Raw genomic sequence first — 24,359 nt, 5'->3', positions numbered from 1 at the left:
TGGCGGCGCTCCGCCGGGAGTGCCGCGTGACGGCTGGGCCGACGCCCCCGTGCACAATGTGCTCGTGCTGAACTACGACCTCGAAGCGTCCACGTACGACCGCACGCGGGGTGGTGACGCCCGGGCCGCGAGCGCCGCCGAGGCTGTGGAGACCCTGCTTCCCGCCGACGTCGGGTCACTGGCCGACCTGGCCTGCGGTACCGGGATCGTGACGGCGCGACTGTCGGCACGCCGGGTCGTCGGCGTCGACCTTTCCCAGGGGATGGCCCGTGTCGCCTCCGGCCGCCTGCCCGGCCGCGTCACCGTCGCGGACGTCACGCGCCTCCCCCTCGCCGACGCGTCCGTGGACGCGGTGGTGATGATCTGGCTGCTCCACCTGCTGGACCACGCGACGTCCGCGGCGGCGCTCTCGGAGGCGGCCCGCGTGCTTCGCCCCGGCGGGACCTTGATCACCACAGTGGACAAGGAGGCCGCGTACTTCGCCACCCCCTGCGACACCGCCGACCTCATCGCCCCCGTACGCGCTCTCTCCCTGACCCCCCAGTCCGACGCCGCCCCACGCGTGGCCGGCCTCGTGGCGGCCCTCGACCTGGAGCCGTCCGGCCAGACCACCTTCCCGGGCGACGGCCAGGGCCACTCCCCACGGGCCTGGGCGGCGGCCCTGCTCGCCCACCGCCCCGCCTGGACGAAGAACGCGGACGCCCGCGCACTCACGGAGTTGTGCGACCGCCTCCGAGCCCTTCCCGACCAGGAGACGCCCCGGCCCGACCCCGTGTACCGCCTCGCCAGGTTCACGAAGGCGTCGACCGGCGCGATCTGACAGCGGAGCGGCGAACACGGCGATCTGACGGCGGAAGGCCCACGGAAGATCCTCGTAACGGCGACAATCACCTCATGACGGCATCGCTCACCGGCGCCATCCAGCTCCCCGACGGCACTCGGGTACGCGGCCGCGGCCTGCGAAACCCCGCTCCTCCGGGACCGGTGCCCGACTTCGCCCTCTACCTCGGCTCGCCCCGCCTCCGGCGCCGTCACGAGCCCGCCCTGGCCTGGCCGCACGGGTGGATCCGCTGGCCCGACTTTCTCCTCCCCCTGGACGGGCACGCGGCCGCCCGCTCCATCCGCGATCTCCACGCCCGAGCGCGCTCCGGCGAGGGAGTCGAGGTGGCGTGCGACGGCGGCGTCGGCCGGACCGGCACGGTCATGGCGTGCCTGGCCACCCTCACCGGCCTGCGTCCCGGCGAGGCCGTCGCCTGGACCCGCGAGCATCACCACCACCGAGCCGTGGAAACCCCGTGGCAGCGCCGGTGGGTGACGTGGTTCTCCACGCACGGCGACACGTGATCGCCGGGCCGGCCGACTGCCCTCCGGCCGCGCTCAGCGGCAGCGGCCCGCGGACACTCCGGCCACCTTCCATCCGGCGCCCTCGAAGGGCGACATGAACTGCGACATCAGGTCGAGGGCGTAGCCCTGCACCTGCCCCCCGGAGTCCAGGAGGTTGACCATCTGGGGACCGTCCGCGCCGCGCAGCGTGAGGGAGCCCGCGCGCCGGGCGGCGGCGAGACCGGGCCTGGCGTCGATGGTGAGGCACGCGATCGAGGCGCCGGCGATCTTGAGTTGCTGCCGCGCGCTGATCGGGCGGCTGCGCTGGTCGTACCGGCGCAGTTCCAGCGAGGTGGCGCGGCCGAGCCGCAGCGAGTCCTTGAAGACGTCCCCGCCGACGTTCCGGGTGATCCGGACGTCGAGCGCGACCTTGGGCCGCAGGTCGACGCCGCCGGTCCCGATGTCCAGGTGGTCGTAGGCGCCCTCGAAGCCCGGCGAGATGTAGCCGAGCTCTGCGGGCGCCCGCATGCCGAAGGGCACCTTCCCGGGTCTGATCTTCAGCCACTTCACGCCGTGGACGCCCAGCGAGACGTCGTCGATCCGGCTCTGGCCGAGTGCGAAGTCGCCGTCCAGCTGGAAGGCGAAGAATCCTGTGGTGTACGGGATGTCCTTGCGGACGGCGACCCGCTGGCGCTGGACGGGGGCCACGTACAGCCCGGCGTGCACCTCCAGCAGCTTGGTGGGCACGGGCGCGGACGCCAGTTCTACCGACATATCCGGATTCACCCGGGCGGTCGTGGTGGACGCCAGATCCTTGAACCGGAACGAGGCGTCGAGCAGCGCTCCCGCCCGCGGCCGATACACCCGGCCGACCAGCGCCCCCTCCACCGCCACCAGCCCGTCCAGCGTGTTCGCCCCACCGTCCGCCCTGTAGGCGAACCCCGGCACCCGCAGCCCGGTCTCCGCCGCCGCGTCGGCGTCGATGGTGAAGGCCGCCGGAACATCGGTGAACCGCACCACCCCCGTCCCCGGCTTCTCCCCCGCTGAGGCGCCCTCGCCCGCCGACACGCCCGTCCCCGGCCTCGCCCCCGGCGGGACGACCGTCACCTCGGCGGTCAACCGCTTCACGGCCGAGGAGTTCTGGACGCGGACGTGCGTCTTCTTCCCGTACGTCCCGTTGATCGAGACGACCGCGGGCACCGGATCGACCACGGCCCGGCCCCGGACGACGCCGTACCGTTCCCCGAGATCCGCCTCCGCCAGCGCCGTCAGCGACGTGATCGTCGCCGCCGGTTCCACGCGGTAGTTCACCTTGACGACGTCGGCGGCGCGGCCGTCCGCGTCCTTCCCCGCGCCGACCTCGAACGGCCCGAACGACATCCCGGTGATCGCGCTGGGCAGCCCGTCCAGCGTCGCCCGCGCCCTGACCGGGACGGGGGCCAGGACCCTGCTGTCCAGGTAGAGGTCCAGCTTCCGCACCTTCGGCCGGTAACCGGAGAAAGTGAACGTCCTACGGGCCAGGTCGACCGTCACCTCGGACGGAAGCCCGCCCAGCGCGACGTACCCGCGAACCCCGAAGCACCCACGCCCCCCGGCGGCCGCGCCGGTCGGCGTCCCCGGGGACGCCTGCGCGGCGACACCTGGCGACGTGGTCGGGGGCTTTCCTGCGGGCGATCCCGTACCCGCACCCGCGCAGAAGGGCCCCTGGTCGGCCGCGCACCCCGGGGAGCCGGGCGCGCAGCCGCCGTCGACCAGCGCGAGCCCGCTCGCCACCCCCGGCACGCCCGCGATGCCCGCGACCGCCGCCGCCTTCCCCAGCCAGACCTCGCCCTCCAGGTCGACGCCCGCGCCGCTGGAACTGTAGGTGACCGGCCCGCCGCCGGCCGCCGACACCTCGATGTCGCCGGGAATCGGCCCGAGCCGTCCGAGGGCCCCGAATCGCACGTCCCCGGCCGGCGTGACGTCGGCGTCCAGCGCGACGGACTGCCGGGCGGCCCGCAGTCCCACCTTGAACCCCGCGCCCGTGCCGCCGAGCTCCACGCCGGTCAGCCCGTCCAGCCGGACGCTCGCGTCAAGGTCGCCGGACGCCTGGTCGTAGTGCGCGGCCAGGTGCGGCCCGTCCGGCGCCCGCGCGCCGTCGTGGTTGGTGACGGCGATCGTCGCCGAGCCGATCGGGCCGGAGACGCCCTGGAACCGGTACGCGCCGCCGCCCCAGCCTGCCTCGAAACGCTCGGGCACGTCCTCGGCCCGGGCCGCGACGCGGAAGGGGCGTCCCTGGAAGGAGGCCCGGGCGAACGCGTCGACGGAGGCGACAGGCTCGTCGGCGTTCCAGTCCAGGCGCCCGGCCGGCAGGTCGGCGACCACCGCCACGTGCCGGTGGATTCCGCGCACGACCGCGTGGACGTCCTCGCCGCCGTCCGGGCCGATCCGCGTGACGTACGCCCGGGCGGCGTACAGCTCGGCCCGCTTGAGGCCCGAGGCCGTCGTCACCTCCGCCGAGGACCGGTCGCCGACCTGCCACGCCGCGGTGACGCCGGAGCGGACGTCGCGCAGAGTGCTGTCGATGGTCGGCCCGGTCCTGGTGTTGGCGTACGCCGCGCGCAGCGTGCCGATCACGCCGCTCGCGCGGTACCGCGCCTTCTTCGCGGCGGGGTCGAGTTCGACCTCGACGCGGCGGGGGGTGTTGGAGACCTCCAGGCGCAGCAGGTGGGTACGGTCGACGTCGGCGGCGGCGAGGAACGGCCGTCCCCCGGAGGCCAGCTCCACCACGCCGTGCGGCTTCGCACCGCCGGTGAAGTCGAGCCCGGTCAGCCCGGAGACCCGGGCGGAAACGCCCAGGCGGCCGCCGTCCTTGATCAACGTGACGTGCTCACCGGGCGGCGAGGCCACGGCCCCGCCGTCACGCTGGAGCAGAACGTCAAGCCCACCGATCTTCGCGCCCCCGCTCCCGGCCGGACGACCCGGACCAGTGGAACCGGATCCGGCCGCGCTCCCCGCGCTCCCTGTGTACGTGAGCCGGTTTCCCGCCAGGTCGTAATGGATCCGCGTCTGGGCGGGCAGGTCGGTGAGGGTCGCGCGCAGCACCGTCCTGGAAGCCGCCCGGTCGAAGTACACCAGGCGCGCGGAGGCGGCCCTGGGCGCGGTCTCCACCGTCAGCGCCCCGCCCCCCACCGCGTCGTACCGCACACGGAAGTCGGCCGGAGCCCCGGCGAGCGAACCGCCGAGCACCCTGCCGAGCGCGCCGTCCCGGTAGACGTAGTGGTGCACCTCGGCACGGCCGATGGGCGCGGAACTCGTGACGTGAAGGTCCGCCGCACCGCCCGGGGACGGCCGCGACAGCTCCGCGGTGAGCCGGGAGGTCACCCTGCTCACCACAACCTGGGTGAAATGGTCCTCCCGCGCCTTCACGTCCCGGCCGACCACCACCGCGTCGAGCGCCGAGGGAGCGGACCCGGTGACCTGGACCACGCCGGCGCTCCCCGAAGCGCCTCCACCGGCGCCCGAACTCGCCGCGCCGTCCCCCTGCCCGCCGGATCGCGCACCGGTTCCTCCGCCCGCCCCTCCAGCGGCCCGTCCCCCGGTCAGCGTGTCGGCGCCGTCGAGTCGCGCCGTGACCGTCAGCTTCTCCGGCACCGGGGACTGGAGCAGGCTGACGAGACGCGGATCACCCGACCGCCCGCCCACCAGGTCGGCGATCGCCGCCACGGTCGCGATGGACGCCCCCGGCCGCGTCCGGCGCAGGTCCACCCGCACGTCGGCCACCGCCGCGCCCGGCCTGCCCGCGCCCGCGCCGCCGGACATACGGAAGTCGTAGACCCCCCAGTCCGTCCCCGACAGCGACGCCCCGCGCCGGAACCCGTCGAAGCCGAGGGAAAGCCGTCGCGGCGAGCGGTCATGAGGGATGTCGTACTCGGCCCACACCTGGGCCTTCAACGGCCCGGCGTCGCCGCCGGGGAGCCGCTGGGACACCAGGCCCAGCTTCGCCGCCAGCCGGGACGTCAGGTCGTCCCGCTGACGATCACGCCGCGCCTCGGCGTCCTTCACCGCCGGGTCATCCGGGCCGCGAGAGGAACCGGACGAGCCGATCAGCCCGCCGACCGTCTTCTCCGCGTCGGCCGGTTTGCCCCCGTTTCCGGACCTGCCGAGCAGCCCGTCCAGCTTCCGCTGCGCGCTCGCCAGCAGGTTCGCCCCGGCGACCACCTGGGCGGTGTCGGCGGAGGGCACGAGGCTCGCGGCGAGGTCGGGGGTGCCGTCGCCGGTCACGTCCGCCACCACCGGCTTGACCAGCGGCTGGGGACCCGAGCAGGACACCGGCGTCGAAGCCGTCTCCGCGCACAGCCGATAGGTGACCAGGGGGATCCCCTCGGGCAACTCCCGGTACAGCCCCGCCACGTCGGCCCCGGCCAGCCGCTTCACCGCGGCGGCCACCGCCCCCGGCCCGCTCGTCGCCGGTTTCGAGACGCCGAGCACCCCGGCCTGCTCCGTCGCGGGCAGGAGCCGGCGCGCGTCCGGGCCGGCGTGACCGGACGCGAGCACGCCACCCGCCTTCATGCGCCCCTGGGCCTCCGCCGCGACCCCGTCGGCCGGCCCCGTCCCGGCGGGCGTGGTGGCCACCAGAGGCGCGGGCCCCACCTCTCCCACCCGCACGGGCCGTACGGCCGACGACGGCCCTTCCGGCACAACGGTCCTCGCCCGAGGCGGCGCCACGACGCCGGGCACCGGCCGGATGCGCGGCTTACCCGCCGCACCCGGCTTCCCGGCCGTATCACCCGCATCACCCGCGCCCGCGTATGCGCCGGCCATGCCGGCCCGTGCCGCGACGGAAGCCGGAGCCGCCGGCCGCTCGGCACGCGCGGGCACCGGCCCGGCGACGATCACGGCGCCCGCGACGGAGGCGGACACGGCGACGCGCGCGAGCGGTCGCCGCCGGAGCGGCCGAAGCCGTTGACCAAACGGCATGAGGGGCTCTCCCCGTTTGTCTCGTGGGCCACCACAGACACAGAAGGGAAGAGATGACCACGGGATGACACCTCCCGTCAAACCCGCCGATAACCAAACAAAGTTGGCACGTTCCCGGCGACAGCCCCCGGGCGATCGTCACCCTGGCTCGCGGTAGTGAGGCGTGGTGTCGGCTCGCCGAACGCCCGAACCTCAGGCGGTCGGACCCGCCCCACAGACGGATCCGATCGCTGTATGCGCTGGTCAGCCCAGGTAACCCACTGGGTCGGCTGTGACGATGTACGACGAGAGATTGGGAGGTCAGGCCAGGGGAGCGCCGAGGATGAGGGCGGCTCCCCTCTCGCCGATCATCATGGAGGGGGCCTGGGTGTTGCCGCTGATGATGTTCGGCATGATCGAGGAGTCGACGACGCGCAGACCGGCAAGGCCGTGGACGCGGAGTTCGGGGTCCACGACGGCGAGGTCGTCGACGCCCATCTTGCACGTGCCCACCGGGTGGTAGTCGGTCTTGCCCCACTTGCGGATGTAGGCGCGGATCTCCTCGTCGGTCTGGACGGACGGGCCGGGGAGCTTCTCCTCCTTGAGGAGGCCGTCGAAGGCCGGGGCGGCGAAGACCTCCCGCATCCGGTGGAAGCCCTCCACGGCCACGTCCAGGTCGTGCGGGTCGGCGAGGTAGTTCGGGTCGACGGCCGGGAGGACCGAGGGGTCCTTGGAGACGAGGGTGACCGTGCCCCGGCTGCGGGGACGGACGTTGCAGGCCAGCAGGGTCACCCCGTGGCCGGGAATCCGTTCCGCGGAGTGCGTGCCGTCCTTCCAGACGACGTAGGCGGGCAGGAAGTGCAGCTGGATGTCCGGGGAGACCACGTCGGCCGCGCTGTTCACGAACGCGCCCACCTCGGTGATCGTCGCGGTGGCCGGGCCGGTCCGGTAGAGGCCGTACTGGATCACGTGCCGCAGCGCCCGGTCCCAGCGGTCCTCGCCGCTGTAGCTGACCGGCTGGGCGCACTCGCGGGTGATGTACACCTCCAGCTGGTCGTGCAGGTTCTTGCCGACCCCGGGCAGATCGTGGACGACGTCGACGCCGACGGCGCGCAGTTCGTCCGCCGGGCCGATGCCCGACCGCAGCAGCAGCCACGGCGAGTTGATCGCGCCGGCGCTCAGGACGACCTCGGCGTCGGCGTACACGGTCTCCCGCCGGCCCTTGCGCTCGTAGGTCAGCCCGACGGCGCGGCCGTTCTCGACGATCAGGCGGCCGACCTGGGCGTGGGTGAGCACGGTGAGGTTCGGCCGGTCCAGGACGGGCCGCAGGAACGCCGACGACGCGCTCTCGCGACGCGCCCTCCGCTGGGTCACCTGGTGGTAGAACACCCCGTCCTGGTGTTCTCCGTTCGGATCGGCGGTGTAGGGGATCCCGGTCTCCTGGGCCGCCCGCAGGAACGCCGCGGACATGGGGTTGTGCTGGACCTGATCGCTGACGTGCAGTTCGCCGCCCGTTCCGTGGTAGGCGTCGGCGAGCCGCTCGTTGTCCTCGTGCGCCCGGAAGTACGGCAGGACGTCGTCGTACCCCCATGCCTTGTTGCCGAGGTCGCGCCACGCGTCGTAGTCCGCCCGGTTGCCCCGGACGTAGAGCATCGCGTTGATCGAGGTGCTGCCGCCCAGGACCCGGCCCTGCGGCAGGAAGATCCGCCTGTCGTCGAGGTGCTTCTGCGGGACGGTGTCGAACATCCAGTTGACCTTCGTGCCCATCAGCTTGGAGAAGCCCGCGGGAATGCGAAGGAGAGGCGACCGGTCGCCGCCTCCCGCCTCCAGCAGGAGCACGCGCGCGCTCGGGTCGGCGCTGAGCCGGTTGGCCAGGACGCAGCCGGCCGCACCGGCTCCCACGATGACATAGGTGTAGGTGGTGCGTGACATGGTGCGTGGTCCTCTCAGGACTCGAACCCGGCGACCGCGAGGAAGGCGCGCATCCGGCGTACCGCGAGCGGCGGGTCGGCCAGCGCGCCCGCCCGGTCGGCGAGGGCGAACAGCGTGCTCAGATGGGGAACCGACCGGAAGGTCTGGGCGCCACCGACCAGGTGGAAGTGGTCCTGGTGGCCGTTCAGCCAGGCCAGGAAGACCACGCCGGTCTTGTACGCCGATGTCGGGGCGGCGAACAGGTGCCGCGCGAGGGGCACGGTGGGTTCCAGCAGCGCGGTGTACCCGGCCTCGTCGCCGGCGTCGAGCCGGGCGAGCGCCGCCCGGGCCGGTGCGGCTATCGCGTCGAACACGCCGAGGAGCGCGCCGCTGTGGCCGTGCTCGTCGCCCCGGATCAGCTCGGGGTAGTGGAAGTCGTCGCCGGTCAGCATGGACACCCCCGGCGGGAGGCGCCGCCGGAGCGCGACCTCGCGTGCCGCGTCGAGCAGCGAGATCTTGATGCCCGTGATCCGATCGGCGTGCTCGGCGACGATGCCGAGCACGGTCTCGGCGGCCCGGCCGAGATCGGCGTCGCCCCAGTAGGCCCGCATGGCGGGGTCGAACGCCTCGCCGAGCCAGTGCAGCAGCACCGGCCCGCCGACCTGGCGCAGGACGGCTCCGTACACCTCGCGGTAGTCGTCGGCGTCCCGCGCGGTGGCCGCGAGCTGACGGCTCGCCATGATCACCGGAGTGCCGCCGGCCTCCCGGATCCAGCCCGCCTGCTCGACGTAGGCGTCGGCGAGGTCGTGGAGCGTCCAGCGGCGGCCCGGGTCGAGCTGGTCGGTCATCGCGCCGCAGACCAGCGCGCCGCCCGCGGCACGCGCCTCCGCGCCGGACCTGGCGATCAGTTCGCGGGCCGCGGCCCAGTCGAGGCCGCCCCCGCGCTGCGCGGTGTCCATGGCGTCGGCGACGCCCAGCCCGAGGGCCCACAGGTGCCGCCGGAACGCCAGGGTGGCGTCCCAGTCGAGGGCCTGCGGGTCGGTCAGCGGGTCGGCCACGACGTGGGCCGCGGCGTACGCGGTGCGGGTCACGGGGGCGCCGGCGGTGAGGTCGTGGACCGGGGAGCGTTCGGCCAGGACGTGGGTGCGCGTCCCGCCGCCGGGGGCCGGGAGCACGATGCGCGGGCCGCTCACGGGGTCACCCGCACGGCGGTGTCACGGCGGCGCCAGCCGGCGCCCAGCGGACGGTCCTCGAAGATCGCCGAATCCATCACGCTCAGCGAGCCGGACACCGACACGCGGTCGCCGAGCAGGTCCAGGACGTCCTCGCGCGGGTCCACGCCGGGCGCGACCTCGATCAGCACCAGCCCGTCCGGTCCGAGTTCGAAGACGGCCCGTTCGGTGACGTAGAGCACGCGCTGGCCTCGGCGGCGGGCCTCGGCGGCGCTGAACGTCACCTGCTCGACCTTGTCGACGAACTTGCGGTGCCTGCCCTCCGCGCGCAGGTCGAGCCGCCCGCCGCCGGGCACGGCCTGGAGGCCGCCCGCGGTGAACGTGCCGCAGAACACGACGGTGGAGGCGTTCTGCGAGATGTTCACGAAACCGCCGGTGCCGACGATCCTGCCGCCGAACTTGGACACGTTGACGTTGCCGTCCAGGTCGATCTCGGCGAACCCCAGGAAGCAGATGTCCAGCCCGCCCCCGTCGTAGAAGTCGAACTGCGCGGGCTGTTCCAGGATCGCGACGGGGTTGGTGGCGACGCCGAAGATGACCCCCCGCGCCGGGACGCCCCCGACGAGTCCCTGCTCGATGGTGAGGGTGAAGTGGTCGACCCAGCCCTCCTCGGCGGCGACGGCCGCGACCCCGTCGGCGATCCCGACGCCGAGGTTGACGATGTCGCCGTCCACGATCTCGCGCAGCGCCCGCCGCGCGACGACCTTGCGCTGGTCGAGCGGGAAGGGCGGCAGGGACGACAGGGCGGCCTTCGCCGCGCCCGCGAACGCCGGGTTGTACTCGTGGGTCACCACCTGCCTCTGCGCCGGGTTGACGACCACGACGTCCACGCACAGCCCGGGCACGACGACGTCGCGCGGGTCGAGCGAGCCCCGCTGGGCGGCGTACTTCACCTGGGCGATGACCACGCCCCCGCAGTTGCGCGTGGCCTGGGCGATGGCGAGCATCTCCAGGCGGGCGGCTTCCTGCTCGCAGGTGATGTTGCCGTCCTCGTCGGCGGTGGTGCCCCGGATGAAGCAGACGTCGATGTCCAGCGACGGGTAGAACAGCCATTCCCGCCCCCGCAGGCTCACGACCTGGACGAGTTCCTCGGTGGTGCGGTCGTTCAGCCTGCCGCCCTCCAGCCGGGGGTCGCAGAACGTGCCGATGCCCACATGGGTGAGGACGCCGGGACGGCCGGCCGCGATGTCGCGGAACAGCTGGCTCATCACGCCCTGGGGGAAGTTGTACGCCTCGAACTCCCCGGCGGCGGCCATGGCGCTGGTCGCCGGCGCCATGCCCCAGTTGCCGGCGATGATCCGGCGGGCCAGGCCGCGGTGCGCGAGGTGGTCCATGCCGCCGCCCTCGCGGTCTCCGATGCCGGTGGTGTGCACGAGGGTCAGCCCGCCCGGGGACCCCTCGGTGCGAAACCGGTTTCCCAATGCCTTCAGCAGGGCGTCGGGTTCGAGCAGGCCACCGCCGGAACCGCCGATCGCCACGGTGTCGCCGTCGTCGATCAGCGCGACGGCCTCCCGCGCGGTGAGGAACTCCGGCCGTCCACGGCGGGTCCTGGTCAGGGATGCCATCAGGCCATCACTCCCCCGCCGTTGAGGTGCAGCACCTGGCCCTGGTAGAGCGCGGCCTCGTCGGAGGCGAGGAACGCCACGGTCGGCGCGATCTCCTCGGGCGTCGCCAGCCGTCCGATGACGAGGTCGCCGGTGCGTTCGCGCTTCCACTCCTCGGTCGCCCACGGGGTGATGAACGGGGTGTCCACCGGTCCGGGCGCTATCGCGTTCACCCGGATCGCGGGGCCCACCTCGCGGGCCAGCGCCCGGGTCAGCCCGGCCACCCCCGCCTTGGCCGCGCAGTAGGCGGTGTAGTCGTACGCGCCCTTGAACGCGAGCTGGGAGGACACGTTGACGATGACCCCCGAGCCCCGTTCGAGCATGGAGCCGAGGACGTGGCGGCAGCACAGGAAGACGCCGTCGAGGTCCACGGCGAGGGTCCTGCGCCACGCTTCGAGGGAGAGGCCGGCCAGGCGTCCGGGGGCCATGTACCCGGCGTTGTTCACCAGGACGTCGACCGGCCCGACCGCCGACCCGATCTCGGCGACCATCGCGGCGACGGCGTCCCAGTCGGTGACGTCGGCCTCGACGGCGTACGCGGTCACTCCCGCGTCCCGCAGCCGGGCCACCCGGGCGTCGGCCTCGTCCCGCTGGCCGAGGTGGTGGACGACGACGGAGGCGCCACAGGCCGCGAACACGTCCACGATCGCGGTGCCCAGCCCGCCGAGCGCGCCCGTCACGAGCACGGTCCGGCCGCGCAGCGACGGGTACGTGGTTGTCGTTGGCGACACCTGGCTCATGCGGTGTACCAGTCCTTTCGTCCGGCTCGATTGATCTGCACGGTCTTGCTCTCGGTGAAGAACTCCATGCCCTCGCGGCCGAACTCGGCGTTGTAGCCGCTGTCACGGCGCCCGCCGAGCGGGATCTCGGGGAACGCGTCGGTGGATCCGTTGATCCACACGGTTCCGGTGCGCAGCCTGAGGGTGAGGTCCATCGCCTCGCGGACGTCGTTGCTCCACACCGAGGCGGCCAGACCGTACGCCGAGGCGTTGGCGCGCTCCACGGCCTCGTCCAGCGAGGAGTACGGCTGTACCACGGTGACCGGGCCGAACAGTTCCTCCCTGGCCGCGGTCGAGTGGTCGTCGTCCGTCCACAGCACCGTCGGGTCGAGGAAGGGCCGCGCCCGGGTGCCGCCGGGCTCGGGCCTCCGGCCTCCGGACAACACCCGTACGCCCTCCGCGCGCGAGGTCTCGATCGCCGCGAACACCCCGTCGAAGTGCTGCTGGGAGACCAGCGGCCCCATCTGGGTGGACTCCGACCACGGGTCGCCGAGGACGAGCCGGGCGGCGCGTCCGGCGAGCCGTTCGCCCAGTTCGCCGGCGACGGCCGCGTCGGCGAGGATCCGCGAGCCCGCGACGCACACCTGACCCTGGTTGAAGAACGCGGCGAAGGTCAGGCCCTCCACCACCTCGTCCAGGTCGGCGTGCGCGGTCACCAGGACCGGCGTCTTCCCGCCCGCTTCCAGGGCGACGCGCTTGAGCCGCTGGGAACCGGCGTGCGCGGCGATGTGCCTGCCGGTCGCGGTGGAGCCGGTGAAGCTGACCACGTCGACGTCGCGGTGTGCGACGAGCGCGGCCCCCGCCGGGCCTTCGCCGAGGACCACCGAGATCGCGTCCGGCTCCAGCCCGGCCTCCAGCAGCAGGGAGACGGCCGCGAGCGAGGTGAGAGGGGTCAGCGGGCTCGGCTTGACGACCACCGAGCAGCCGGCGGCCAGCGCGGGCGGCAGCTTCTGCCCGAGGATGCCGAGCGGGAAGTTCCACGGCACGATCAGGGCCGCGACCCCGGCGGGCTCGCGCACGGTGAACGCGAACACCGAGTCGCCGATGTCGCGCACCGTCCGGCCGTTGAGGTCGCGGGCCAGCCCGCCGAAGTACTCGAAGGCGTTCGCGGCGGCGGCGACCTCGCCGCGCGCCTCGCGGATGGGCTTGCCCGTCTCCAGCACGAGCAGGTCGGCCAGTTCGGCGGCGTGCTCCTCGATGAGCAGAGCCGTCCGGGCCAGCACCCGGGCGCGGTCACGGCCGGAGGCCCGGCCCCACGTGCCCGTGTCGAACGCGGCGCGGGCCCGCGCGACGGCGGCCTCGACCACCGAGAGCGAGCCGCCGCCCACGCGGAAGGCGATCCCCCCGGTGGCCGGGCTGATCCGGGCGGTGCCCTCGCCCTCGGGTGCGACGGCGACGCCGCCGACCAACGAGCCGAGGACGGGCGGGCCCTCTCCCGAGGAGACGATGGCACGATCCAGCAACGGGGTGAGCCCGCGGTGGGCTGTGTCCCTGTGGTGGTCGTGGTCGTTGTGGTCCTCGTGGAGTTCGGCGGTGGTCACGTGACCCTCACTTCGTCGTGGGCTTGCGCTGGAAGAAGGCCTGTTTACGTTCGCGCGAGGCGTCCGACAGGCTGAAGAAGGCGGCGAACGCCGGCTCGGCGGGCACCCGGGTCGCGTATCCGGCGAGAGTGTCCTTGACGACGCGCAGGGCGAGCGGGTCGCAGGCGATCACCGCTTCCACGAGCTCCTCGGCCGCCGCCTCAAGGCGGTCCGCGGCGACGGCCTCGGTGACCAGACCGATCCGTGCGGCCTCGGCCCCGGAGATCGGCGTCGCGGTCAGGAACAGTCTGCGGGCGTGGGCCTGCCCGACGGTGTCGACCAGCCGGGCGATGCCGCCCCACGCGGTCAGGTTCCCCAGCCGGGCCTCGGGGTAGCCGAGCGCGGCGTCCTCGGTGGTGACCCGCAGGTCGCAGGCGAGCGCCAGTTCCAGGCCGCCGCCGAGCGCGCTGCGCTCGATCAGCGCGATGGTGGGGACGCCGAGTGCCGCCAGCCGCGCGAAGGTGGCCGTGCCGAGCCGGGACAGCCGGTCGGCGCGATCCGGTCCAGGGTCGGCCCAGTCGGAGATGTCGGCGCCCGCGCAGAAGAACCCGTTGCTGCCGCGCAGGACGACACAGCGGACGGCGGGGTCGTTCTCGACCGCGCCGAGGGCCTCGCCGAAGGATTCGAGCATGGCCTGGTCGAGGGAGTTGCGCTTGGCGTACCGGTCCAGGGTCAGCGTCGCCCGGCCGCGCGGGTCGACGTCGAGCAGTACGGGCATCAGCGCCGTCCCCGGGCGAGCTGGTCGACCAGCAGCGCGATGATGATCGCCGCGCCGACCGCGACCTGCTGGTAGAACGCCTGGACGTTGAGCGTGGTCAGGCCGGCGGTGAGCGTCGCGATGATGATCGCGCCGAACGCCGCGCCGGACATGCTGCCTTCCCCTCCGGCGAGCTTGGTGCCGCCCATGACGGTGGCGGCGATCGCGGTGAGCAGCAGGTCGGCGCCGAGCGTCGGGTCGGCCGCGCCGAGGCGGGCCACCAGGACGGTCCCGGCCAGCCCGGCCAGCCCGCCGGACAGGACGTAGGCGGACGCGGTGAAGCGCTTCACGTCGATCCCGGCGAGCCTCGCCACCTCGGCGTTGCCGCCGACGGCCGTCAGGTGCTCGCCGAACACCGTCCGGCGCAGGCACACCGCGGCGACGATGGTGAGCAGGACGAACAGGAAGACCGGGACGGGGATGCCGAGGACACGGCCGGCCAGCAGGTCCTGGAAGCCGGCCGGGATGTCGTAGACCGCCTGGCCGCCCGCGATGATCAGCGCGAGCCCGGCGTAGATGCTCATCGTCCCGAGCGTGATGATGAACGGGGTGATCCTGGTCCTGGTGATGAGAAGCCCGTTGGCCAGTCCGGCCAGGGCGCCGACGGCGATGCCGCCGAGGATCGCCACCGGCGCGGGCGCCGAGTGCGACAGCAGCCCGCTGACCACCGCGGCCATCGCGACGGTCGAGCCGATGGACAGGTCGATGCCCCCGGTGATCAGGACGAAGGTCTGGCCGAGGGCGAGCACGCCGACCACCGACGACTGCAGCAGGACGTTGATCAGGTTGCCGCCGTCGAGGAACAACGGCCGGGCCAGCCCGAAGCCGAGCACGAGGACGACGATGACGCCGACCAGTCCGGCCTGGCGGGCCACCGCGGCGACGTCGACGCGCCGGCCCGCGGCGGCGAGACCCGCCCCGGGCGGCGACTCGCGCTCAAGAGTGGCGTGGTTGCTCATGGTTCTCCTTGGATCCTCAGGTCGCCGCGGCGTGGTGGACGATGGCTTCTTCCGACATGGCGGACCGGTCGAGCTCGGCGACGATGCGCCCGCGGCGCATCACCAGCACCCGGTCGCTCATCCCGAGCACTTCGAGGAGGTCCGAGGAGACCATCACGATGGCCTTGCCCTCGTCGGCCAGCTCCCGCATGAGGGCGTGGATCTCGCCCTTCGCGCCCACGTCGATGCCCCGCGTCGGCTCGTCGAAGATGAAAATGTCGCTGGAGGTCTTCAGCCAGCGGGCCAGGACCACCTTCTGCTGGGTGCCGCCGCTCAGCTTGCCGACCGGATAGTCGGGGCTGATGTTCGCGTTGAGCCTCTTCAGCAGCGCCCGCGTCTGCTCGCGCTGCTCGCGCCGGTCCAGCAGGCCGTGACGGCGCGGCGGCCTGATCAGCGTCGCGTTGGACGCCGCGCTCATGTGCAGGACGAGCCCCTGGTGCTTGCGGTCCTCCGGGAGGAAGGCGATCCCCGCCCTGACGGCTTCGGCGGGCGAACCGATGTGGACCCGCTCTCCGCGGATCCACACGCCGCCGCCCGTCGCCCGGTCCGCTCCGATCAGGGCCCGCACCAGTTCGGTGCGTCCCGCGCCGACCATGCCCGCGAGCCCGACGATCTCGCCGCGCCGCACCGACAGCGAGCAGTCGCTGACCCCCTCGGCGCTGGACAGGCCCTCGATCCGCAGAACCTCCTCGCCCGCCGCTCCCGGCTCGCCCCGCACGCCGAGCGCGGCGACGTCACGGCCGACCATCAGCTTGACCAGCTCCGACTCGTCTGCGATCTCCGCGCGGGTGCGGGTGCCGACCAGCTCGCCGTCCCGCAGGACGGTGACCCGGTCGGACAGCTCCATGACCTCCGCGAGCCGGTGCGAGACGTAGATGATCGCCCGGCCCTCGGCGCGGAGCCGCCGGAGCAGCTCGAACAGCCGCTCGCTCTCCTGCGTGGTCAGGGACGCGGTCGGCTCGTCCAGGATGATCAGGCGCGCGCCGACGGCCAGCGCCCGGGCGATCTCGACGAGCTGCTGCTGCGCGACGCTGAGCCTGTGCACCGGGACGTCGATCCGGGCGTCGAACCCGAGCCTCGCCAGGGACGCCGCCGCGCGCCGCCGCGCCTCGCTCCAGTCGACGAAACCGCCGCGGGACTTCTCCCGTCCGAGCACGATGTTCTGGACGGCGGTGAACTGCGGGACCAGGCTGAGCTCCTGGTGCACCATCGCGAGCCCCGCGGCGAGCGCGTCGCTCGGCTGGGCGAACTCGCGCCGTTCCCCCTCGAACCACACCTCGCCGCCGTCGGGCCGCTGAACCCCGAACAGCGTCTTGAGCAGCGTCGACTTGCCGGCGCCGTTCTCGCCCAGCAGGGCGTGGATCTCACCGGGGTAGGCGGTCAGGTCGACCTCGTGCAGAGCCCTGACGCTGGGGAACGACTTGCTCAGCTTCCTGATCTCCAGCATGGGCGGGTCGGTGGTCATCTCATCCCCTCGGTAGGCGTGGTTCTCAGGGAGCCGGTCACTTGTAGAGGGTCGTGATGACCTGGCCGGACTCGTCGTAGAACTGGCCGACGTTGTCCTTGGTGATCGTCTGGGCCGGCGCGACGACCCACGGGGCGATCTGCTTGCCCTCCAGCAGGCCGACGGCCGACTCGACCGCCCAGTAGCCCTCGTAGTAGGGCAGCGGGCTGACGGTGGCGGCCATCGAGCCGCCGCGGACCGCGGAAACGGCCTCCGGCACGCCGTCCGTCCCGATCACGGCGATGTTCTTGCCCGACTCCTTGACGGCCTTGGCCACGCCGATCGCCATCGTGTCGTTGTTGGCGTAGATCCCCTTGAGGTTCGGGTTCTGCTGGATGACCTGCTGCGCGGCCGAGTAGGACACGTTCGCGTCCCAGTTGCCCGGCACGCTGGCGACCAGCTTGAGGTTCGGGTGCTTGGCCACCCCCTCCTTGAAGCCCTTGATCCGCAGGATCGCGGCGCTGGACCCCGACTGGCCCTCGATCTGGGCGACCTCGCCGCCGCCGGGGGAGAGCTTGGCCAGCTCGTCGGCGGCCTGCGAACCGTCCAGCTCGTGGTCAGGGCCGACGTAGACGGTCGCCGGGACTCGGGCGTCGTCCACGTTGACGATGGGCGCGCCCTGCTGGCGCATCTGGTTGAGCGCCGGGGAGAGGTTGGACGTGCTCTCGGGGGCCACCACGTAGGCGTCGAACTTCTGCCCGATCAGCGTCTGGGCGATCGTGAGCTGTTCGGCCTGGGCCTTCTCGCTGCTCGCCGCCTGGATGGTCACCTCCACGCCGTACTTGGCGGCCGCCGCCTTGGCGCCCTTCTCGATGCCCTGCCAGTACTGGTTGGTGAGCGCCTTGAGGATGACGGCGACCCGGTGCTTCTTGGCGGGGGTGAACTCCCCGAGCGACGAGGCGAGTTCCACGCCCTCGATCGACTGCACGCCGTCCTGGTCACTGGTGTAGGTGTAGGTCCGGCCGGTGGACTCGCCCGTGGAAGCCGGTGAGTCCGTGGAGTTCGCCGGGCTGCAGGCGGTGAGACCCAGCACGAGCGCCGTGGACGTCAGCGCGATCATTCTTTGCTTATTCATGGCTGAACACTTTCTGGGGGCTTGCCGTGTGGAAACCGGTTTCTTACGGGCCAGGACCGCTTGAGGCGAACCGGGGGGTGTGTTTTGATCTTTGTGACGTACTTATGGGTGTCTTTGACTCTACGAACAGCCGCAGGAGCCTCGGACGATGAGCTGGGGGGCCAGGACGTGCCGTTCCGGCGGCTTGCGGGCGTTGCGGCTCTCGCCCGGATGCCGGCCGATGCGTTCGGCTAGCATGCCCGCCGCGACCGCGCCGACCTGCCGGGCCCTGCTGTCCACGGTCGTCAGCGAGACGCCCGGGATCCGGCCCACCCAGATGTCGTCGAAGCCGATCAGGGCGATGTCCTCGGGGATCCGCAGGCCCAGCGTGTGGGCGGCCGTCATGAGCCCGAGCGCAAGGGTGTCGTTGGCCGCGAACACCGCGCTGGGGCGGGGCAGGTCGCGTAGCAGGCCGAACGCGGCCTCGGTGGCCTCGGCGAGCTCACTGGTCCGCGCCAGATGGACGGCGCTGTCGGCCTCGCGGTAGACGCTGCGGAACCCCTCGAACCGCTGCCGGAAGGCCAGCACGTCCAGCGGCCCGCTCAGGAACACCGCCCGGCCGAACCCGTGCCCCCGCAGGTGCTCCGCGGCCATGCGGCCGCCCAGCCTGTTGTCGATCACCACGGTGTCGACGAGCGGCCTGGCCAGCTCACGGCTGGCGACGATCACGTTGATTCCGGCGTTGACGAGCTTCTGCACGCTCCCGTCCCGCATGGTCGCCGAGGCGACGATCGCCCCGTCCACGCGGCGCTGGATCATCGTGCGGACGACGTCGGCCTCCTTGTCGCTGTTCTCGGCGCTGGTGCCGAGCAGCAAGGTGTAGCCCGCCGGATCTATCACTTCCTCGACTCCGGCGACCAGCTCCGGATAGAACGGGTTGGTGATGCTGGCGACGACGACGCCGATGGCGTACGACCGCCGGCTGGACAAGCCCTGGGCCAGCGCGTTGGGATAGTAGTTGAGTTCCTTGATCGCGCTCTCGATCTTCTCCCGCGTCTTCTCCGAGACGTAGTAGTCGGTCGCGCTCAGGTACTTGGACACGGTCGCCTTGGACACGCCGGCGAGCAACGCGACGTCCGTGATCGTCGTCCGCGGCGTGACAGGAAACCGGTTTACCATGCAGATAGGGTGCGGATGGGTCACCCCGCAGGTCAATGTGTTTCCGAAGTGTTTCCGAAATCGAGATTCGGACACCTCCCCGCCACAGCCTCGCCGATCACCCCGAGCCGGTGCAGCTCCACCTCTCACCCACAGACGCGCGATGACCAGGCCCGCCCGCGCTCACCGTTCACCTGCGCACGGCAAGCTTGGGGCCGCCTACGATCCCTCGCGCCAGACCTTCAGCCGACCGGCTTTTCGCAGCCGCCGCTGCTGGACGGCCAAGTATCCGGCGGTCGCGACGAAGGCAAGCAGAGCCGCCGGAAACAACCAGGAGCCCGCCGCGTTCAGGGCTTCCTCGGAGACCCCGGCGATCAACGCCCCGGCGAACGCGCCGAGCGCGACGTACGCGGCGACCGCGTGAACGACGAGAAGACGACTCAGCCGAACGGCCCTGGTCACCGCGCGAACGCCGACCGCGTGGCAGACCGCCCAGACGGCAACGCACGAGACCGCGAGCGTCCAGCCGGCGATCAGCCATCCGCCCCGGGGATTCATCTCCACCAAAACGGTCGGTGCGAGCACGAACATCGGCGACAAGGGCAGGAGCGCCGCCACCGCGCCCGCGTACATACGGACGTTGTCGTCATCCAGCTCGTCCGCGAAACTCCGCACCCGAGCCCGCCGCCGCGCCCGCTCCTCCCGGGTCGGGTGCTTTCCCCGCACGGCGCCGACTCCCCACCACAGCAGGCCTATCACCGCGACGATCACAACCGAGCCCAGGATCGAATGGCCGTCCACACGCGGCCCGCCGATACCGAAGAACGAGGCCACCCGGTCACCACCGAGTTCCATCAGCCAGCCCCCGACGCGCTGCACCGCCGCGAACCCCACGAGGGCGACGACCGCCAGCAGGCAACCGCCACCGTCCTTGGCCGTGAACTTGTCCTCGTCACCCGCCCCTTCGGAGGTCGGCGAATTCCCGGGATGAAGGAGCAGATCGGCGACAGTGGCCCGCAGGTCGGCATGCGCCGTCCCCGAGTCGATTCGGTCAGCGGCGGCCAGGGCCGTACGGCAGGCGTCCGCGTCCCCCTGGTACGCGTGGATCAACGACTGGAGCAACAGCGGAAAAGAATCCCCCGGCCGCTCAACCGCCAGCCGATCCACATACGCCCGCGCCCACGCGAAACGCCCTTCCTCGCAGCGTTTCAGCACATGGGCAAAAGCCTCGTCCTCACTTACCAACGGGAACGGCCCATGGTCAGCCATCATGACGGCCCTGTGCGGGCGACTCGGGCCCGACCACGCCGAATCCATGCGTCGGCCGCCACCCCTGAAAAGACCATGCCTCCCATATTTGTAGATCGACGGGTTGTTCAGGCGGGTTTCTGGTGAAGAGGTCACGACAACCCGCTCCGGAGCCGCGACGGTACCGCGAGGGAACCGCGGAGGAAAACCATCGCGCCGTCATCAGAAGCGCCTTTCCGGGAGCCCTGCCTCCTCCGCTGTTCTCCTCGGCCCGGTACCCGTCATCCACCTACGCCGACCTCGCCCTCCGCATCGCCGGCGCCACCGCCCCACGCTGACCCGGCCGCCGCCTCCACACCCACCCGCTGACATGCCTCGCGCCGGCAGCAAGGCTTCCTCCCTGCCCGTGTCAGGACTGACCTTGGAGGTAAGCGCTGACATTTCGAGACGCGTCACATAGCGGAAAATTGAGGTGTGACACTTCACTCCCGTCTCTAAAGTTCGTACCGTGACGAAGCTCAACCAGATCCTCGCCGTGGAGAAGGGCGTCAAGTCCGACGTCCAGCGCAAGGTGACCGACGCCTACCACACGATCCAGAAGGCGCCGCTCCTGTCGGGTATCTCCCGCACCTACCAGCCGATCGACGACGAGGGTGAGCAGCTTCCGCCGGAGTCGACCAAGGTCCAGGTTCAGGCGGACCAGGTGCTCCGCGATGTGGCGGCGACGCTGACCCGCCTGTTCGACATCACGGCCACCAAGGACATCGCGAACTGCTCGGCGAAGGCCGACGTGAAGGTCGACGGGACCGTCCTCCTTGAGAATGTCCCGGTGACCTACCTGCTGTTCCTGGAAAAGCAGCTCGTCGACCTGCACACGCTGATCTCCAAGCTCCCGACGCTCGACCCGTCTGAGACGTGGACGCTGGACGAGAACACCGACACGTGGCGCACCGAGCCGGTGAAGACCACGCGGACCAAGAAGGTCCCGCGTAACCACGTCCTGGCCGAAGCGACGGACAAGCACCCCGCCCAGGTTCAGGTGTACAACGAGGATGTCGTCGTCGGCTACTGGACGAAGACCGCGTTCTCCGGCGCGCTGCCGCAGCGACGGATCAATGAGTTGCTGACTCGTCTGCAGAAACTGCAGGATGCTGTGAAGTACGCGCGCGAGGAGGCGAACGGCATCCAGGTCGACGACCAGAGGATCGGCGACGCCGTTTTCCGCTACCTACTCGGGTAGCCCACAAGACCCCCATCCCGGAGCGGATGGGTGCGCGAGGAGCGCAAGCTGAGGCTGAAGCTGAAGCTGACAAACGGCTCAAGTGAAGGTTCGAAACCTTCCCGGGGCACTACGCGCCCCGGTAGCCCAAGTGGTAGAGGCGGCCGATCAAGTTCAGATTCTCGCTCCAGATTCAGCATCGCCGTCGAGCGTCAGATCGACCGAAGGTGGACTGTGATCGTTGAGATGCTGGTTCGAGTCCAGCTCGCGGCTCCACATGCCGCGGTAGCTCAATGGAAGAGCGCACGTCGTAAGGACTGATCCATCTTCTTAAACGCTGCTGACGCCGCAACATGGCGGCTTCTGACCCCCGGGGACAAGGATAGGTGCCCGGGGGTCCCTCCTTTCGGCACCCGGCCCCAAGGTCGAGGACCACGTCGCGGTACGCGATTCCGAAGTCCCGGACGGCGCCGCCCTACTCGTCCAACAGCCGGAGTGGAGCATCTTCCTCGATCGATCCATCTCATCCACCTGCGGAAAGAACTACGCGGCTCACGCCTCGAACGGGTAGCCGCGCCTACTCCCAGACCGTTGCCTCCACCTGTATATCGGCCTGAGTCAGGAGCTTGACCTGTAACAATGCATATCGCCCCTCTGAGGTGCGAACGCAGAAGGCGTGATTTCTTTCGATGTTCGGCTCGACCACCTTCACATCGTTGTACGGCGCATCGACGCAGTCCTGGTAGCCGTAACTGGATGCGAGTTTGAGCGGCGCGACAGATGGAGCCGCGTCAACGCCCACGACCTGCTTACCGGTCGGCAGAGTCTGGTAGCCGACATCCTGCCCCTTCCACGCGTCACGCGTGGGCCTCCAGTCGAGGTCGCTCTGCGCCAGCGAGTCGAGATCGTACCCCGTCCAGGCACGCATCTGCAGATCCCCGTGCCGCCGCACCACTGGCCCGGAGGCCGAAGGGCCGGAGCCTGACGTCCCGATCGACGGCTCGGTGCGTGCCGGCGTGCTGACCGGGGTCGCGCCTGAATCCGATGCGCGGCTGATCAGCGCCCCACCGATGGCCGCGACCGCGGCGACCACGGCGGCGATGATGGTCGCTCCCTGGGCTGTGGCCCAGAAGCGTTGCGATTCTGCCGACTTTCTCGGCTTCGGCGATTTCCCGCTGGCGCTGTTGCTCACTTCTCACCCTCTCGGAAGTATCTCCGTCCATACGAGCGGCCCTTGCGAGGTGAAGACGTGATCTCGGCCCACGAGGTTGACCCATCCGCCTCGCCGTTAGCAAGCCGTTAAACGATGACGGCTCTTTCTAGACGCCACAGCGGATTACGGACCGGCCGGAAAAGCGCACAGCCGTGCGGCTCAGGAGAGTTGTCGCCCGGTGATCTGCCGCCGCCTCCGCCGTCGTGGTGCCGCTCCGGCGGTTTCGTCGCCGGAGCGGCACATCGGGTACGACGCGCACGGGTTTCACGTCGTCACGGCGTCGCTGGTCCGCCCCGGGCCTGTGCGTGGAGAGGCTGACGGGAGTCGGAACCGATGCGGGTCGTCAGGCCCGAGGGTTGAAGGGGATGGCACTTGGCTTGGCGCCCGCGAGCAGGTCCCCGAACCTCCCGTCAGTGATCTTGATGGTCGCGGCGCCGAAGTCCGCGTTCATCAGCCTGTCGCGCAGCGAGGTGCTGGGCCAGCCGTTCCAGTCCACCAGCGGCGGATAGCGCCAGTTGTGGTAGTGGTTCTCCGGCGGCTCGTCATTGCCGTTGGCGAGCCGGAAGAAGTGCGTGGACGCCCCGTCCTTGTGGTAGACGACCTTGGGGTGCGTCCCGTCGAAGCGCACCTGCGAGCGCGTGTAGGTCACGACGCTGCTGTGCTGTGTGGTCGACACGTACTCCACCTGGTTGGACGCCTGGTTGATCCAGGAGATGACGTGCTCCCAGTCGTGGCGGTGGCCGCCGAGGCTGACGCCGGACAGCGCCTGGTCCTTCTCGAAGTAGCTGGCGTACACGACGGCGCACCAGCCGTTGTTGCACTTGGACCGGGCGTAGGTCTGCGAGTTGTCCAGGTCCGACTGGTCATGGCAGTTGCCGTTGACCGCACCGGTCGGGTTCAGCCCCGGGGCGAGGGTCCCGTCCGGCCCGATGCCGGGGGTGGCGTAGCAGCCGTCGCCGTCGTAGTCGTAGGCCGGCGAGAACGACTGCTCGTACCCTCCGGCCGACTGGGGAAGGTTGCGGGGCGGATCGGCGTAGGCCGCCGACGCGGGGATGAGGACCCCCAGAGCGGTGGCGCCGAGGACGATCCCGAGCCGGGAGAACTTGCGCCTGAAAACCGTTGGGGAAGACGTACTCCTTTCTGACGCGGTCGCTGACTTCGATGCCCTCGCGGTGGACGTGAATGACGACAGTTTTCGCATTCTTCCGCTTTCTCGAAGGACTGGCTCCATGACGTGGTTCGCGTCGGCGTGGTAGGGGTGATAGGAGCGATCGGCGGCGTTCTCCGCGCCGATGTGAGCACCCGCTTTCACGGCACCACGGGACCGACGCTTGATCAAGGTCCGCCAACCAGATGACACCGACATGTATCGGCGACGACCGAAAGGTGGCCCACGAGCGAACCCCTGAACCGCCTCCCGGCGACCGCCTCGGCGGTGTTCACGACCGGCACCGAGCGCGCCGCCGCCGGGTACGTCGCCGAGAAGCTCGCCGAGGTGGGCTAAGACACCACCTACCTGGAGTCGGAAGCGCCGGGCCGGGGCAACGTCATCGCCCGGCTTCCCGGCGCCGGCTCCTCGCGCGGCTCGCCGCTCGTCCACGGCCACCTCGGCTCAGGCCGCCCCCGGACACGTGCGGCCCGGCGACGCCGTCGTGGCGATCGACGGCCGGCCCTTCCACGGCGCCGACAGACGCGTCCCGGTCGACGCACCGCACTTCGGCACCCGCGTACTCCACCGCCTGTTACGCGACTGGTGAGCGGGATGCCTGAGCCCAAACGATCGTAGAGTCCGGCATTTACGCAGAATGCCGCATTTGGCGGGCTTGCCGGGTTATATGATC

Annotated in this window: 18 protein-coding genes; 4 read left to right on the top strand and 14 right to left on the bottom strand. The window is 71.4% G+C overall.

What is annotated here, in order from left to right; all coding sequences use genetic code 11:
- Positions 1–64: 64 nt before the first annotated feature.
- A complete protein-coding gene (locus DQ384_RS08950) occupies positions 65–820 on the top strand; it encodes a class I SAM-dependent methyltransferase (protein ID WP_114028455.1) in 756 nt (251 codons plus the stop codon).
- Positions 821–894: 74 nt separating this feature from the next.
- Positions 895–1,344: a protein-tyrosine phosphatase family protein gene (locus DQ384_RS08945; RefSeq protein WP_114028242.1), complete on the top strand. Its 450-nt coding sequence runs from the start codon at positions 895–897 to the stop codon at positions 1,342–1,344.
- 33 nt (positions 1,345–1,377) lie between these two features.
- Here DQ384_RS08945 and DQ384_RS08940 read toward each other — a convergent pair whose 3' ends face one another.
- The 12 genes from DQ384_RS08940 to DQ384_RS08885 all read right to left on the bottom strand — a co-directional run bounded on the left by DQ384_RS08940 (position 1,378) and on the right by DQ384_RS08885 (position 20,110).
- Positions 1,378–5,955, bottom strand: coding sequence for a hypothetical protein (locus DQ384_RS08940; RefSeq protein WP_147268707.1), 4,578 nt, complete (start codon positions 5,953–5,955; stop codon positions 1,378–1,380).
- A 627-nt stretch (positions 5,956–6,582) separates the two neighbouring features.
- Positions 6,583–8,193: a GMC family oxidoreductase gene (locus DQ384_RS08935; protein ID WP_114028240.1), complete on the bottom strand. Its 1,611-nt coding sequence runs from the start codon at positions 8,191–8,193 to the stop codon at positions 6,583–6,585.
- A 14-nt stretch (positions 8,194–8,207) separates the two neighbouring features.
- Positions 8,208–9,365, bottom strand: a complete 1,158-nt coding sequence (locus DQ384_RS08930; protein ID WP_281274025.1) for a DUF993 family protein — start codon at positions 9,363–9,365, stop codon at positions 8,208–8,210.
- Positions 9,362–10,969, bottom strand: a complete 1,608-nt coding sequence (locus DQ384_RS08925; RefSeq protein ID WP_114028239.1) for an acyl CoA:acetate/3-ketoacid CoA transferase — start codon at positions 10,967–10,969, stop codon at positions 9,362–9,364. The genes DQ384_RS08930 and DQ384_RS08925 overlap by 4 nt, the downstream gene beginning before the upstream one ends.
- The gene (locus DQ384_RS08920; RefSeq protein WP_220182850.1) at positions 10,969–11,739 is read right to left on the bottom strand and encodes an SDR family NAD(P)-dependent oxidoreductase; all 771 of its coding nucleotides are present in this window, start codon (positions 11,737–11,739) and stop codon (positions 10,969–10,971) included. Before DQ384_RS08920 ends, DQ384_RS08925 begins: the two co-directional genes overlap by 1 nt.
- Positions 11,740–11,744: 5 nt before the next feature.
- Complete coding sequence (locus tag DQ384_RS08915; RefSeq protein ID WP_114028237.1) at positions 11,745–13,328, bottom strand: aldehyde dehydrogenase family protein; 1,584 nt, start codon at positions 13,326–13,328, stop codon at positions 11,745–11,747.
- A gap of 7 nt (positions 13,329–13,335) precedes the next feature.
- A complete protein-coding gene (locus DQ384_RS08910) occupies positions 13,336–14,085 on the bottom strand; it encodes an enoyl-CoA hydratase/isomerase family protein (RefSeq protein WP_114028236.1) in 750 nt (249 codons plus the stop codon).
- Positions 14,085–15,083: an ABC transporter permease gene (locus tag DQ384_RS08905; RefSeq protein ID WP_114028235.1), complete on the bottom strand. Its 999-nt coding sequence runs from the start codon at positions 15,081–15,083 to the stop codon at positions 14,085–14,087. The genes DQ384_RS08910 and DQ384_RS08905 overlap by 1 nt, the downstream gene beginning before the upstream one ends.
- 16 nt (positions 15,084–15,099) lie before the next feature.
- Positions 15,100–16,587, bottom strand: coding sequence for a sugar ABC transporter ATP-binding protein (locus tag DQ384_RS08900; RefSeq protein WP_114028234.1), 1,488 nt, complete (start codon positions 16,585–16,587; stop codon positions 15,100–15,102).
- Positions 16,588–16,624: 37 nt separating this feature from the next.
- Entirely contained in the window at positions 16,625–17,701 is a 1,077-nt protein-coding gene (locus DQ384_RS08895; protein WP_114028233.1) for a sugar ABC transporter substrate-binding protein, read from the bottom strand.
- Between the two features lie 120 nt (positions 17,702–17,821).
- Positions 17,822–18,859 (bottom strand): LacI family DNA-binding transcriptional regulator, encoded by a 1,038-nt coding sequence (locus tag DQ384_RS08890; protein ID WP_114028232.1) that lies wholly within the window; start codon positions 18,857–18,859, stop codon positions 17,822–17,824.
- 198 nt (positions 18,860–19,057) lie between these two features.
- On the bottom strand, positions 19,058–20,110 hold the full coding sequence (locus DQ384_RS08885; RefSeq protein ID WP_147268706.1) for a hypothetical protein: 1,053 nt from the start codon (positions 20,108–20,110) through the stop codon (positions 19,058–19,060).
- A 484-nt stretch (positions 20,111–20,594) separates the two neighbouring features.
- On the opposite strand from DQ384_RS08885, the gene DQ384_RS08880 reads away from it, so the two are divergent.
- Together DQ384_RS08880 and DQ384_RS44110 are read left to right on the top strand one after the other, a co-directional pair.
- On the top strand, positions 20,595–21,326 hold the full coding sequence (locus tag DQ384_RS08880) for a DUF7873 family protein (RefSeq protein WP_114028230.1): 732 nt from the start codon (positions 20,595–20,597) through the stop codon (positions 21,324–21,326).
- Between the two features lie 361 nt (positions 21,327–21,687).
- Positions 21,688–21,876 carry a DUF397 domain-containing protein gene (locus DQ384_RS44110; protein WP_114028453.1) on the top strand — a complete coding sequence of 63 codons (189 nt, stop codon included), beginning with the start codon at positions 21,688–21,690 and terminating at the stop codon, positions 21,874–21,876.
- A gap of 6 nt (positions 21,877–21,882) precedes the next feature.
- Here DQ384_RS44110 and DQ384_RS40335 read toward each other — a convergent pair whose 3' ends face one another.
- Both DQ384_RS40335 and DQ384_RS08860 read right to left on the bottom strand, forming a co-directional pair.
- Entirely contained in the window at positions 21,883–22,497 is a 615-nt protein-coding gene (locus DQ384_RS40335; RefSeq protein ID WP_147268705.1) for a hypothetical protein, read from the bottom strand.
- A 364-nt stretch (positions 22,498–22,861) separates the two neighbouring features.
- Positions 22,862–23,719, bottom strand: a complete 858-nt coding sequence (locus DQ384_RS08860) for an NPP1 family protein (RefSeq protein ID WP_114028227.1) — start codon at positions 23,717–23,719, stop codon at positions 22,862–22,864.
- Between the last annotated feature and the right edge of the window lie 640 nt (positions 23,720–24,359).

Origin of the sequence: Sphaerisporangium album (assembly GCF_003323745.1) — a bacterium.
Taxonomy (GTDB): Bacteria; Actinomycetota; Actinomycetes; order Streptosporangiales; family Streptosporangiaceae; genus Sphaerisporangium; species Sphaerisporangium album.
The sequence above is the reverse complement of the archived record's forward strand: the minus strand, read 5'-3'. Positions and strand labels throughout refer to the sequence as shown.

What these genes read in the sequence shown, in the direction of transcription:
- DQ384_RS08935 (WP_114028240.1), bottom strand. Translation starts at nt 8,193, where the DNA reads ATGTCACGCACCACCTACACCTATGTCATCGTGGGAGCCGGTGCGGCC.
- DQ384_RS08860 (WP_114028227.1), bottom strand. Translation starts at nt 23,719, where the DNA reads ATGCGAAAACTGTCGTCATTCACGTCCACCGCGAGGGCATCGAAGTCA.
- DQ384_RS08905 (WP_114028235.1), bottom strand. Translation starts at nt 15,083, where the DNA reads ATGAGCAACCACGCCACTCTTGAGCGCGAGTCGCCGCCCGGGGCGGGT.
- DQ384_RS08945 (WP_114028242.1), top strand. Translation starts at nt 895, where the DNA reads ATGACGGCATCGCTCACCGGCGCCATCCAGCTCCCCGACGGCACTCGG.
- DQ384_RS08890 (WP_114028232.1), bottom strand. Translation starts at nt 18,859, where the DNA reads ATGGTAAACCGGTTTCCTGTCACGCCGCGGACGACGATCACGGACGTC.
- DQ384_RS08910 (WP_114028236.1), bottom strand. Translation starts at nt 14,085, where the DNA reads ATGCCCGTACTGCTCGACGTCGACCCGCGCGGCCGGGCGACGCTGACC.
- DQ384_RS08885 (WP_147268706.1), bottom strand. Translation starts at nt 20,110, where the DNA reads ATGATGGCTGACCATGGGCCGTTCCCGTTGGTAAGTGAGGACGAGGCT.
- DQ384_RS08900 (WP_114028234.1), bottom strand. Translation starts at nt 16,587, where the DNA reads ATGACCACCGACCCGCCCATGCTGGAGATCAGGAAGCTGAGCAAGTCG.
- DQ384_RS08925 (WP_114028239.1), bottom strand. Translation starts at nt 10,969, where the DNA reads ATGGCATCCCTGACCAGGACCCGCCGTGGACGGCCGGAGTTCCTCACC.
- DQ384_RS08895 (WP_114028233.1), bottom strand. Translation starts at nt 17,701, where the DNA reads ATGAATAAGCAAAGAATGATCGCGCTGACGTCCACGGCGCTCGTGCTG.